Origin of the sequence: Bradyrhizobium sp. sGM-13 (assembly GCF_018398875.1) — a bacterium.
Classification (GTDB): Bacteria; Pseudomonadota; Alphaproteobacteria; order Rhizobiales; family Xanthobacteraceae; genus Bradyrhizobium.
Map to the genome: position 1 here is coordinate 1 of NZ_JAGWDK010000031.1, position 12130 is coordinate 12130.

The following is a 12130-nucleotide window of genomic DNA, read 5'->3' on the forward strand; positions in this document are numbered from 1 at the left end:
TCCTCACCAAAACGCTTCCAAAAGTAGCCGCCGAGATGGCTCTCTCGGTCCTGGCCTATAATCTGACACGGGTCATGAACATCGTCGGAGCCAAGCCGCTGATGGCTGCAATCGCAGCCTGAGACTGAACCGATCCTGGCCTCTCATCGACTTCGACTTCCCTGGGAAGGGCGTTTTTACACGGCCAAGACCCAAAGCGAACGTGGACTGACAAAGAGCAGATGCCGTGGGTTGGCGACGATAAGACCCCTGACGTCGGCATCCATTCAGGGCAGGAGTATTGTCGGCAAGGATGCGCGAATCCGCTGCGAGAAATCGGCTTGGCCCTCGGCCGCCTGCGCAGGCGCGTTGATCAGGGATCTTCGCCGCAGTTCGTCAAACGGCAGCGTCGTGTCTATCCGGCCCGAGTGGTAGAGGTAACTGTCGATCAGCCCATTGAGGAGATGGCGAATGTCGAACCGGCCCCTCCGGCCAGCGGCGTTCGCATAGCGCACGATATTGACGGTGCAGCTGTTGGTCAGCAGATGATAAAACTCCGGCTGATCCGCGAGTTCGTTGATCCGCGTCAGATAAACCATCAGCAGTCGGCGTGCATCATCGGCCGAGGTGTTGAGGCGATAGAGATACACCGGCTCCCGACGTTGGTTGGTACGTACGCCCACGACGTCACGCTCTTCGCCCACCACGTAGATCAACTCGAATTGCTTGAACAGAGAGGCGATGGGCGCAAAGCCTTCGCCCACCTCAGGCCGCGTCTCGATCGAGATAGCAAGCGGCGGCGCGTTGTCGAAAATGAAGCTCACGAAGGTGTGCCCGACCGGCCCCTCAGAAAAGTAGGACACGTAAAAATCGAGGCCGATCAAATGCGAGAGCGACACCTCCCGCTCTTCGTAGCGTACCGTGAAGTCATTCCGCGTGCGATAATCGAAGTTACGGACACCGGTCAGGCGCACACGGTCACCGTTGAAAAACGCCCGCGGCATCACCGCAACTTCCGGTCTCCACTCGCGATTGTGCGTTGGACTGATGAATATCCACCAGCCGACCACACCGAAAAACACGACGAGGAAGACAAGGGGCATACGCTGTTGGCGCGAAAACCACAGAGCCCAGACCGCGAACGCAGCAAAAGCCGCAGCGAACCCCAGACGCAGCCCGGCGATCGGCAGATTCGAATAGTAGATCGCCAGGGCGGCCCAAGCGATGAGAACAATCCGGCAAAGAAAGCCGCTTGCGGCGACCGCCCAGCCGAGAGCCGACGACGCAATTCCGAAAAGCAGGCTCAGCACGTCCTCACTTGGCCAGAGTATTTTTGTGAATCGTACCGTCCTTCATGATGACCTTGAAGCTGTTGGCAGGATCGGCAATGAGGCTGATGTTGTCTAGCGGATTGCCATCGACGAGCAAGAGATCGGCGAGCGCTCCCCGCTCCACGACGCCGAGCTTTCCCGGATAGGGATTTCGTTTTCCGGAGAGTTCCAGCAGTTGGGCGTTAGTCGAGGTTGCCATGATTAGCGCTTCGGCGGGTGTGTACCAGCGAGTGAGCGAGGCCAGAATTGCCCCTTGTTGGCGCGCCAGCGCGGCAGAGAATAGGACGTCAGTGCCCCACGCGGTCTTGATCTTGTACTTCTTCGCCAGTTCGTAAGTCCGGCCTATGCCCGGCCAGACCTCATCCGCCTTGGCTCGCTGAACTGAACCCACTGGAAAGCCCAGCCGCAAGTCCTCGGGGAGTGGCTGCATGCTTAACCAGATCCCTTTTTCGGCGAACAGTTTGGCGGTTGCGTCGTCCATCAGCATGCCATGCTCGATACACTTCACGCCAGCCGCAATAGCCACTTGAATCGCATGTGGCGTAAAGGCATGCGCGGTAACGTACGTGCCCCAATTCTCGGCTGCCTCAACGGCGGCGCGCATTTCGGTCGCGGTAAATGTGGTCACATCAATCGGACTGAAGGGTGACGACACCCCGCCGCCTGCCGTCAATTTGACTTGGGAGGCCCCCTGCATGAACTGTTCGCGGACGCGCAATCGCACCTCGTCGGGACTGTCCGCAACCATCGCGCCGCCAGTCTGCTCCATACGTGTCAGCATGCCGCCGATCGTCCGCGGCAGATCAGTTAGCTGACGGAAATCCCCATGCCCGCTCGTGACAGTAATCACGGCACCGGACGGATAAATGCGCGGGCCCTTGACGATGCCCTCGTCGATGGCGCTCTTGAGACCGAACACCGGCCCGCCCACATCGCGTACGGTGGTGAAGCCGCGCATCAGAGTGTCAGTCGCCTCGTTGCCAGCCACGAGATTGAGGTAACCGACGTCGCCGAGCGACTGTGCCGGCGTCACCCGGATCAACATCGCGTGCCAATGCACGTCGATCAGGCCGGGCATCAGTGTGCGTCCGCCTCCCTCGATGATCGTCGTGGTGGCGCTTCGATCGACCGGAATCGGCGACGGCGAGATTTGTTCGATCAAATTGCCTCGGACCAGAACGTTCGTCTGTTCAGACAAGGTCGGGCGCTTGCCATCGAATACCCTGACATTGTTGAAAAGCGTGGTCTGGTTTACTTGCTGGGCTTGCGCTTCACTTGTCGGGAGAAGCAGCGAACATAGCGCGACTAAACGGCAGGAATAGACGGAGAACATTTGCCCCTCACGAACCGCGGATCGCCACAAGTACGTGCGACAAAGTAGTGCCGCTTAGTACAACCAAGGCTTAAGTTCAGCGATGAATGTAACGGCGTCCAATCACGCGGCCGCTTCTTGCGTCGATGGTTAGCCTTAAGATGTCGCGCCCCCGACGCGTTTCGCCGGTGACCACCCAGTATCTGCCGCGCCTATCGACGTTCCGGAGCCTGTCGACGCCGTTGCGTCGTGCAATCCGTATTGCGTCCTGTCGGTCAATGCGCCCCCTGCGATCGATCCGAACACCATCGCGATCGATAGTGACGCTTTGCGCAACTGCGTTGGGAATAACAGGAGAAAGCAGCTCTGCCAAACAGAGGAATGAGGCAGCCAATAGAACAGCGAGCACTTTGTTCATCGAGCATTCTCCAATATCGCTGCTATTGCGCGATCGAGTTGCGCTCGTTAGTCACTGCTACTATATCGGGATGTTTCCACTTGGCAATAGTGCAGATCCGTCGAGCGTTTGATGCGTTTCGTACGCAAAAAACGTTCTCAAGACAGGCGCCGAAGCCGGTCCGAGCAAGCTCAAGTGTAGGTGAGGGGCGCCGGATTCTCGCAATCTGCCCCTCTGCAGAAAATCACGGGCCGTCTTGGGGCCGCGACCGCCTGCGGCAGCTCCCCCGGGAAGGGAGCCGCGCAACAGCGGCCCCCTTCGTCGCGGCTATTTCTTGCCCTCGCCGACTGTAGGTGGCGGCTTCTTGTCGAGATCCTGCGCCATCTGAAGGTGATGTTTGAGCGCGGGCAGGGTCTTGCCAGCCCAATCCTTCAGGTCCGGATTGTCGCCGCCCTTGGAATAGCGCTCGAACAGGTCGACGGCGTCCTTGTGAGCGCTGACCTGCATCGAGCTGAACTCGGAGCTGAAGTCGTTGCCGCTCGTGCCCTTGAGCTTGTCGAGCTTGCTCTGATGCGAAGAGTCGAGGGCGGCGGGCAATTCGGCCTTGACCTTGCCACTGCTGACCAACCCCTTCAGCTCGGTGCTGGTCTTGGTGTGGTCCGTCACCATCTGCGAGGCGAAAGTCTTCTCCGCCGCGTTGCCCTTCTGCTGGGCGAGCTTGTTCGACTCGATCTCAAACATATCGGAGATCGCGACCTGCTTGACGAAATCCGCCGTGGAGGGGCTGACGCCGAGCATGGAATTGACTCCGGTCTTCTCACCGACCGACTGCGCCAGCGCCGGCGTTCCCAGCAGGATGCAGGCGATTACGATCATCGTCCGTCTCATGATTCCCTCCATCAGCTTGCAGCCTTGCGGTTGACGCCTTTGCGCAGCGCCACCGTGTTCAGCTTGGTGTTGGCCGCCTTTTCCTCGTTGAGGTTGGTGTTGAGGAATCGGACGATGTCGTCGTGGCCGAGTTCCTCGGCCCAGGCGATCAAGGTACCGTAGCGGGCGATCTCGTAATGCTCGACGGCTTGCGCGCTCGCGATGATCGCGGCATCCAGCACGGACTTATCCTCGACTTCGCCGGCCGTTTTGTCGGCCTCCTTGATCAGGCCGTCGATCGCCGGACAGTCGGTGGATTGCGGGGTCTTGCCGAGCTTCTTGAATACCTGGTCGAGGCGCTCGATCTGCTTTCTGGTTTCCTCGAGGTGGTTCTTCAGGCCTTGCGACAGATCGCGGTTCGTTGCCTGATCGATCATCTTCGGCAGCGCCTTGGTGATCTCCTGCTCGGCGTAATAGATGTCGTGCAGGCCGTGCAGCAGCAGGTCATCCATGCTCTGAATGTCCTTCGACAAAAGTCCCATCGTCTCCTCCAATGAAAGAATGGTTCGGGATTTCAACTCGGCGCATTCGGGCCGGTTCCTATCCGCCTCACCTCCGATCGTACGCTCGTGCTTAATTCGCGCAGCGAGTGACTAGGCAGAGACGCTAAGAGGGGGTGCCCGGGCATGTGGGTCAGGCAGCCATCAGGGCTCCGCGCCGTCCCGCTGCTGTTCGGCTTTTGCACGCAGCCAGCCATGCGACAACTGAAACGAGCAGGACCGATGCCTTAACCACGGTGCTATCGAGCGGACGATTTCAGCCTCGCCAGGCACCTTATCGGTCTGGGTTGACCACATGAAACCAATTGCAAGCGGGGCACTTACGGAGCGGTAGGGGCGCCGAGCTACCGGGTACCAAGGCTTCGGCCCCTTTGCCGGTGTGCGAACGATAAAGGGCACATTCTTGACCATGTGCTCTGAACGTACGTCCGGCAGGAAAACTTGCCTCAAGCGCCGCCGCGCAAGAGTGATTCAACAGTCGGTGTTCAGTATGAGCACTTGGTCGACTTAGTGACTAGGCTCGAAGCGCTCTATCAGACATTGCCCGTCCCAAAGCTCAACGGCACGCCCATTAATAACCAGCTGCTCGGCGCGTTGCCGCGCGTCCTCATCATTGAAGCAGGAAATCAGATCCCGACGAGCAATCACACGCCCGTCGTCCCCGATCTCAAAAGCCCTGTAAGCGTGCTCGTCCATCGGATGCTCCTGAACTGGATTGGACCGGCCTAACTCAGGAAGGCCAGCCGACGTTCCGCTAGCGCAGTGCACAAAGGGGTGCCTCTTTGTGCGGTCAGAAAAGATCAGACTTGTTCCACCGACGGAACAGGGTGAGGTTGCCCAAGGCGCAGACCAGCCCGTTGCATTGGGCGGCCGCCGCGACTCGGAGTCGCATCTCCGAACTTGAGCTCAAGCTCGTAGTGAACTTTGCGCGGAACATTGAAAGAGATGCGCCGCCCAAGCGGGGTGCGTTGGTAGCGCTCCCTCGCTACTTTTTCTCACCACCTCATGCGCCGGCCTACCATTTTTGCGATTTCGTACGTTGATGGTGGCGCCCCGAGAAGGCGGTGCGCAGCTGGGCTACGACATTCGCAGCGCAGCTCCTCAGCGTGAAAGATGCCGAAGCCGCATTTGAGATGGGTACTCGCTAAACAGTTGACGATAGTACCCGGAAAACCTGCCGAGATTCTAGAAGCCATACTGCATGGCGTATCGGAGATCGTCCGGAGGTCATCTGAGGCGCGAAGGGCGGTTGAACGGAACATAGCCGCCGGTGACGCAAATAGGCGATCGGCCCGATGCCGAGTGCTTCGTGTAACGCGCGATGCAGTGTGCGCCGCGAGACGTGGAGCTGGCTGCAAGTTTGGGAGATGTGAATGGGCCCCATCGCCCGCGCGTCTAAATATTCCGTTCCTGACCAAGCCCTTCAACTCGAAAGACCTCCTGGATGTACTCAAGAGCTGTGGAATCCGTTCGAGCAAGGCCCATTGAGGAGGAGGGGGAGGCAGGCACGATCGCGGGAAGCGATAATTGGGTGCTTGGTACTATCCGTGATAAAGGTTCTGTTCATTCAGATATCTGGCGAGGCAGCGCGGCTGAGCTTGCCGAAAGAGACGCGATTGTATGGATCCCATCGATCGGCACGATATGCGTTGATTGTTTCTGTCGGGGCGCCGGGCTCCAATATCGACATCTATACCGTGATCGCTAACAAGCTCGCGATTCCTTATTCCTGCTGCCTGACCGCACGTGCGCAAGCATTCTTACTCTAGCATCGCCGAAACTACGATGGCGCTCTTGCAGCCCTAGGCGCAGCCAAGCCAGCACGGTACTTTGCTGCCGAAGTAGATGTGATTGATTAAGGAGCGCGCGAACCAGCCCGGTACTGCACGAGCTCATCCGGTACTGCAACGCCGTACCGCGCGGGCCGCGAGAGTTCTGGAAGACTGCGAAGCCATTGCGTAAACACTTGAAACGAAAGGAAAACGCCTCCACTGTCAGCTTGAAAATCTCTGTCCGCCCAAAAAACACATATTCAGACGAAATGATAAAGCGAAATAACATCAACATGTTAGCGCATCGATTTTGCATTGCACCCATGATGGATTGGACCGACCGGCACTGCCGCGTGTTCCATCGTCTGATGAGCCGGCGCGCGCGGCTTTACACGGAGATGCTGACGACCGGCGCGATTATTCATGGCGACCGGAGGCGGCTGCTCGGCTTCGATCCAAGTGAGCATCCGGTGGCGCTGCAGCTCGGTGGTTCCGTTGCCGATGATCTCGCGACCGCCGCGAGGATCGGCGAGGATTTTGGCTACGACGAAATCAATCTCAATGTCGGCTGTCCGTCCGACCGCGTGAAGGATGGCCGCTTCGGCGCTTGCCTGATGGCGGAGCCGGCGCTGGTCGCGGACGGCGTCGTCGCGATGAAGCGTGCGGTCAAGATTCCCGTGACGGTGAAATGCCGGATCGGCGTCGACGACCAGGATCCGGAAGTGGCGCTCGACGTGCTGGCGCGCGGCGTGGTTGCGGCCGGCGCGGACGCGCTGATCGTCCATGCCCGCAAGGCTTGGCTCAACGGATTGTCGCCGAAGGAAAACCGCGACATCCCGCCGCTCGATTATGACAGGGTTTACCGGCTCAAGGCGGTGCTGCCGGATGTGCCTATTATCATCAATGGCGGCATCGGCAGTATTGCGGAGGCGAAGCGGCATCTGGATCATGTCGACGGCGTGATGCTGGGGCGGGCGGCTTATCAGGAGCCGTGGCGCCTACTCGATGTCGATCAGGAATTGTTCGGCGAGGTGGCACCTCACGCAACGATGAAGGACGTCTTCGAGGCGATGTTGCCCTACATCGAAGACCAGTTAGCGCAAGGCGCAAAGCTGCATGCGATGACGCGGCACTTTGTCGGCGCGTTTCACGGCGTCCCCGGCGCGCGCGCCTTTCGCCGCCATCTCGCGGAGAAGGGCACCAGGCCGGGCGCCGGCGCCGGTGTGCTGCGCGATGCGATCGCGCTAGTTGAGGACCGCGCGACAACTTCGATTGCAGCGTAAGCGCCAGGCGGCGCGGTCGCACGGCGTCGCCTTCTCTCCTATCTTGCCGGCGGACGACAGGGGCAAATTCGACAGGCTGCCGCCGCGGTACGATCAAATCAAAACCGACCGTGCCCTCGGTGCAAAATTTCACGCATCGCGAGCTCTTGATCTCGAGCTGCCAGCGGCTCTCACATTGCAGCTAACGCCAGAACAGCGCAAGCAACAGGATGACAGGAAGAGGAATTCCCAAAAGCCACAGCAGCGCGCCTCTACCAAATGTCATGTCCATCCTCCTAGGAGTGTGGAGTGTCTGGAATCAATCGACAAAGGCTGGGGACTGTTCCTCGCCAGGAACCAAAGTTTGCTTGCAGCATTGGAACCAAAACAAACAAATGGAGGGAATTGGTCATGGCTTCCCGCACATTTCCAAGCGCTTTCTTCAACTGGACCTGGTCGGCCGTACTGGCCGGCGTCTTTGCTTCGCTGGTAGTCCAGATTTTGCTGACGATGCTCGGGTTCGGCATTGGCCTGCTTGCGATTGATGTCCCGACTGCGCAATCCGCGCCCGCCGGCGCCGGCTGGGCGGCATTCGTCTGGTGGGCGGTGTCAGGGATCATCGCCGCGTTCGTAGGGGGTGCCGTCGCGGCAGCTAACTCACCCGATCAGACGGGCCTCGGCCGCGTCGGACACGCCCTGGCCGCCTGGGCGGTCGCCACCGTCGTGGTGGTTGCGGCGGCCGCGACGCTTCCGGCTTCGGCGACCAGCATCGCAAGCAATCTGGTTGGACCATCATACGCTGCGAGCGCCCGCATCGCGTATTTGTCGGGTGTTCCCGGACGCGAGACGGTCGGTGCAGCCACCAGATCTCCGACACAGGCGCAGATCGAGGAGGCGCGCAAACACTTCGCTTATGTCATGTTTGCCAGCTTCTGCGCTCTGCTACTTGGAGCAGGGGCGGCCTATGCAGCCGGAATGGCGACCACGAGCCAGGCGGTCAAGGAGGCGGCGCGACCTGTCACATAGAAGGTTGCGAGGCATGTCGATCTCCGGTCGAGGGGATCATTGGGCGATTTGCGGAGCGTCTCCGCGCCAGGCGCGCGCGATCAATTCGCGGATCGCTTCTCGCTCGATCGGGCACGGATTCCAGTACGGATTCTTCACGGCGAGGTCGGCGGCCTGATCAATGCCGCTCTCGGGCATGCCGATCTCGCGCAGCGACAGCGGAGCGGCAAGCTTTCGCGCCAGATCGTGGAGGCCGAGCGCCGGGTCGCTCACGCCAAGCGCTGCGGCGATGCGTGTCATCGCCTCAGGTGCGGCAGGCGCATTGTAGGCGAGGGCATGCGGGAGAATGACAGTGTGGGTCTCCGCATGCGGCAGATTGAACAGCCCGCCCAGCGTATGGCAGAGCTTGTGATGCAGCGCCATGCCGACCGCGCCAAGGCAGACGCCGCAGAGCCAGGCGCCATAGAGCGCGTCGGTGCGCGCGACCCTGTCGCTCGGCTCAGCGCAGATTTTCGGCAGCGCCCGTGCCAGCGTACCGATGCCTTCCTGCGCCATCAGCGATGTGATGGGGTTGTGATCCCGCGCATAGAGCGCCTCGACCGCGTGCGCAATGGCGTTGATGCCTGATGTCACCGATAGTTTTGCCGGCATCGTCATGGTGAGGTCGACGTCGTAGATCACGATCTCGGGGAGGATCTTCGGGCTCGATTGCGTGGTCTTGATCCCGCCGCTGGTCTGGCCGACCACCGGCGTCATCTCCGAGCCGGCATAACTGGTCGGCAGCACGATCTGCGGCAGATCGGTGCGCAAGGCGATCGCCTTGCCGAGGCCGGTGGTCGAACCGCCGCCGATCGCGACGACGCCATCGGCCTCAATCTCGCGCACGACTTCCATCGCCTGTTCCGTCACCTCGACGAGGGTATGCATGACCGCTCCGGTGAAGACGCCGGCGAAGCGTTCGCCGATCATCTCCCGGATGCCGGCGACCAGATCTTTCTGCCGCGGGGTCGCCAGCACGAGGGCGCGGGTAACGCCGAGGCGGAACAATTCATCGGGCAATTGACGCAGCGTGCCGGTGCCGAACACTACCCGCATCGGCGCGCTCTGGTAGGTGAAGTCTTGCATGGTTGCTCCCTGCGGACGAATGACCGGCTCCAGGATCAGGCCCCCCAGAGCCGGACTTCCGGCTCAAGAGGCGGGCTGTGCAACCTTGCGCAAGCCGGCGGCCTCATCAAGGCTGCTTGCGGGTGCGCTCGCCGGCCGCCTGGCCAGCAAGATGATCGCGCCGGCGGCAATCGCGGAGATGCCGATCGACAGGAACATCGGTGTCGGGCTCTGGTAATATTGCTGAAGCGCACCAGCCACGAACGGGCCGAGGATGGCGCCGACGCGGGCGACCCCGAGCTCCATTCCGACCGCGGTGGCGCGCACGCCGGTCTCATAGGAAGCCGCAGTGAAATTGTTCAGCACGAATTGCGCGCCGATAATGAAGAAGCCGGCGGCGGCGACCGAGGTGATGTTGACGATGTGGACGTTCAGCACTACGAGCGACAACACGGCGAGGCCGCCAAAGGCCCACCAGGTCGCGATCAGCCCGCGGCTATAGCCGGACCGGTCGACGAGGTGGCCAAGTACAAGGCCGCCGATGAACGACATTATCTGCATCAGCGCGCCGAAGCCGAAGCTTGCGGCAAAGGTTTCGCCACGCTGCATCATCACCGTCGGAATCCATCCCGAAAGGCCGAAGATGCAGAACAGGCTGAGGAAGGCCGAGGCCCAGATCGCAAATGTGGTCCGTCGATATTTCGACCGCAGCAGCACCGCCACCGAATTGACCGGCTTCTCCGCTTGCGCGATGGCAATTTCAGCCAACTTGTAGGCGCTGGCGCGCTCGGGCCGAAGCTTCGTCAGCATGTCGCGGATTTCATCGGTACGGCCCTGGAGTGCGAGGAATTTTGGCGATTCCGGCAGCATCATGTGCATGAACGGCAAGAGCAGGAACGACAGCGAGCCGATCCAGTACAGCGACGTCCAGCCGAATACCGGAGTTGCAAACACGCCCGCGACGCCGGCGAGGGTGCCGCCGAGCGCCCAGCCAAGCGCGACGCCCCACAGCGCAAACGTGTTCGCCACGCGCCGCGGCGCCAGCTCGTTGATGTAGGTGGTCGCGAGCGGCAGCAGCACGCCGAGGCCGATGCCGGTCAGAAGCCGCAGGATGCAGAAGGAGAGGAACGAATCCGCCGAAGTCGCGGTGAGCAGCGTGAAGATACTGGTGATCCACAAGCCGCCGAGCAGGGTGCCGCGTCGGCCGAGCCGATCGGCAATGATGCCATGGATGGCTGCCCCGAGCAGGAAGCCAACCAGGCCGCTGGAAATCAACAGTCCCGCCTGGCCGGCCTGCAGCCCCCAGGGCTTTGCGACGTAGTGAATGACGTAAGCCGGGTTGAACGTGTCATATCCGTCAAACAGCGTTAGCAGTCCCATGATGGCGCCGAGGCGCCAGTGAAATTTTCCTACCTTTGCTTCGGCGAGTTCTTCGTGAAGATCGATTGCCTGCGCGGCCATGACCGTATCCCTCCCAGATGGTGATTATGTCGTTTGAGGCCGCTTATTCCGCGGCTTGATGGATGCCGTGCTCGGCGACGGCCAAGTCGCCGAGATCGAGCTTGAACAGGTCGATGGCGTTGCGCCGGCCGATCTTCAGGCGATCGTTTTCGCTGATGCTGGCGCTGTTGAACCAGTCGGAAGCATGGTCCACGTTCTCGAACGGCCAGTCGACCGAGAACAGGATGCGGTCGGCTCCGATTTCGAGAATGGAATCGATCAGCGTTTGGGTGCGGAAATTGCCCGACGTGGTCAGGAAGAAGTTGGCATTGAAATAGTCGCAGATCTTCTTCTTCGCCTTATGTTTCGGCGGCGCCTTGACCCAGCCGTTGCGATGATCGACGCGCCACATGCTGTAGGGCAGGCCTTCACCCATATGGCCGAGGATGATCTTCAGTTTTGGATAGGCATCGAACAGGCCCGATCCCATCAGGCGCAAGGCATGGACCGCGGTCTCCTGTCCGAACGCCCAGGTCGGGCCCATCAGCCACGGATGCCCTTCATAGATCGCGCAGTCTTCCGGCAGCGGATTGCGCGGATGCAGGTAGAAGGGCAGGCCGGTCTGCTCGACCGCTGCCCAGAACGGCCAGTATTGCGGCAGGTCGTAATAGACCGGCCGCTTGCCGTCGCCGATTTGCGAGAAGCCGTTGACCAGCGCGCCGCGGAAGCCGAGCGTCTTGATGCAGCGCTCGAGTTCGACGATGGCGAGATCGGGGTCCTGCATCGGAAGGGCGGCAAAGGCCTGGAATCGTGACGGTCGTTTTGCCACCTCTTCGGCGAGGAAATCGTTGGCGCGGATCGCAATCTCGTTGGCGCGGGTGACGTCGGGAATCGCCTGAACCGCCGGCGCGTTCAACGACAGGATCATCATTTCGACGCCGTGGCGGTCCATCTGCGCCAGCCGCTTGTCCTGGATATCGAGCAGGCGGTCCTTCAACTCCGGCCAATAGGAGTCCGGAACGAAACCCGCTGAGTCCATCAGCGTGTCCGGGATAGCGAAATGTTCCTCTAGTGCGATCTTGCCCTGCATGTCATCCTCGC

At 60.7% G+C, this 12130-nt stretch carries 11 protein-coding genes; 2 read left to right on the forward strand and 9 right to left on the reverse strand.

Going from position 1 to position 12130, the window contains the following annotated elements; genetic code table 11:
- Positions 1-266 precede the first annotated feature (266 nt).
- The 6 genes from KJQ96_RS31235 to KJQ96_RS31260 all read right to left on the reverse strand — a co-directional run bounded on the left by KJQ96_RS31235 (position 267) and on the right by KJQ96_RS31260 (position 5142).
- A complete protein-coding gene (locus KJQ96_RS31235; protein ID WP_309142494.1) occupies positions 267-1289 on the reverse strand; it encodes a DUF4105 domain-containing protein in 1023 nt (340 codons plus the stop codon).
- A 4-nt stretch (positions 1290-1293) separates the two neighbouring features.
- Positions 1294-2643, reverse strand: a complete 1350-nt coding sequence (locus tag KJQ96_RS31240) for an amidohydrolase family protein (protein WP_213290202.1) — start codon at positions 2641-2643, stop codon at positions 1294-1296.
- A 76-nt stretch (positions 2644-2719) separates the two neighbouring features.
- A complete protein-coding gene (locus KJQ96_RS31245) occupies positions 2720-3040 on the reverse strand; it encodes a hypothetical protein (protein ID WP_213290203.1) in 321 nt (106 codons plus the stop codon).
- A gap of 306 nt (positions 3041-3346) precedes the next feature.
- Complete coding sequence (locus KJQ96_RS31250; RefSeq protein ID WP_213290204.1) at positions 3347-3907, reverse strand: DUF4142 domain-containing protein; 561 nt, start codon at positions 3905-3907, stop codon at positions 3347-3349.
- An 11-nt stretch (positions 3908-3918) separates the two neighbouring features.
- Positions 3919-4428 carry a ferritin-like domain-containing protein gene (locus KJQ96_RS31255; protein WP_213290205.1) on the reverse strand — a complete coding sequence of 170 codons (510 nt, stop codon included), beginning with the start codon at positions 4426-4428 and terminating at the stop codon, positions 3919-3921.
- Between the two features lie 525 nt (positions 4429-4953).
- Complete coding sequence (locus KJQ96_RS31260) at positions 4954-5142, reverse strand: hypothetical protein (protein ID WP_213290206.1); 189 nt, start codon at positions 5140-5142, stop codon at positions 4954-4956.
- A 1369-nt stretch (positions 5143-6511) separates the two neighbouring features.
- On the opposite strand from KJQ96_RS31260, the gene dusA reads away from it, so the two are divergent.
- Positions 6512-7501, forward strand: coding sequence for a tRNA dihydrouridine(20/20a) synthase DusA (gene dusA / locus KJQ96_RS31270; RefSeq protein ID WP_213290208.1), 990 nt, complete (start codon positions 6512-6514; stop codon positions 7499-7501).
- A 390-nt stretch (positions 7502-7891) separates the two neighbouring features.
- Positions 7892-8506 (forward strand): hypothetical protein, encoded by a 615-nt coding sequence (locus KJQ96_RS31275; RefSeq protein ID WP_213290209.1) that lies wholly within the window; start codon positions 7892-7894, stop codon positions 8504-8506.
- Between the two features lie 36 nt (positions 8507-8542).
- On the opposite strand, the gene KJQ96_RS31280 is transcribed toward KJQ96_RS31275, so the two are convergent.
- From KJQ96_RS31280 to KJQ96_RS31290, 3 genes are all read right to left on the reverse strand, one after another.
- On the reverse strand, positions 8543-9610 hold the full coding sequence (locus KJQ96_RS31280; RefSeq protein WP_213290210.1) for a maleylacetate reductase: 1068 nt from the start codon (positions 9608-9610) through the stop codon (positions 8543-8545).
- A gap of 63 nt (positions 9611-9673) precedes the next feature.
- Positions 9674-11050 (reverse strand): MFS transporter, encoded by a 1377-nt coding sequence (locus tag KJQ96_RS31285; RefSeq protein WP_213290211.1) that lies wholly within the window; start codon positions 11048-11050, stop codon positions 9674-9676.
- Positions 11051-11093: 43 nt separating this feature from the next.
- The gene (locus KJQ96_RS31290) at positions 11094-12119 is read right to left on the reverse strand and encodes an amidohydrolase family protein (protein WP_213290212.1); all 1026 of its coding nucleotides are present in this window, start codon (positions 12117-12119) and stop codon (positions 11094-11096) included.
- Positions 12120-12130 lie beyond the last annotated feature (11 nt).

Excerpts from the sequence above, each read along its gene's own strand:
- KJQ96_RS31245 (WP_213290203.1), bottom strand. The coding sequence starts at position 3,040 with ATGAACAAAGTGCTCGCTGTTCTATTGGCTGCCTCATTCCTCTGTTTG.
- KJQ96_RS31255 (WP_213290205.1), bottom strand. The coding sequence starts at position 4,428 with ATGGGACTTTTGTCGAAGGACATTCAGAGCATGGATGACCTGCTGCTG.
- KJQ96_RS31240 (WP_213290202.1), bottom strand. The coding sequence starts at position 2,643 with ATGTTCTCCGTCTATTCCTGCCGTTTAGTCGCGCTATGTTCGCTGCTT.
- KJQ96_RS31285 (WP_213290211.1), bottom strand. The coding sequence starts at position 11,050 with ATGGCCGCGCAGGCAATCGATCTTCACGAAGAACTCGCCGAAGCAAAG.
- KJQ96_RS31260 (WP_213290206.1), bottom strand. The coding sequence starts at position 5,142 with ATGGACGAGCACGCTTACAGGGCTTTTGAGATCGGGGACGACGGGCGT.
- KJQ96_RS31290 (WP_213290212.1), bottom strand. The coding sequence starts at position 12,119 with ATGCAGGGCAAGATCGCACTAGAGGAACATTTCGCTATCCCGGACACG.
- KJQ96_RS31275 (WP_213290209.1), top strand. The coding sequence starts at position 7,892 with ATGGCTTCCCGCACATTTCCAAGCGCTTTCTTCAACTGGACCTGGTCG.
- KJQ96_RS31250 (WP_213290204.1), bottom strand. The coding sequence starts at position 3,907 with ATGAGACGGACGATGATCGTAATCGCCTGCATCCTGCTGGGAACGCCG.
- dusA (WP_213290208.1), top strand. The coding sequence starts at position 6,512 with ATGTTAGCGCATCGATTTTGCATTGCACCCATGATGGATTGGACCGAC.
- KJQ96_RS31280 (WP_213290210.1), bottom strand. The coding sequence starts at position 9,610 with ATGCAAGACTTCACCTACCAGAGCGCGCCGATGCGGGTAGTGTTCGGC.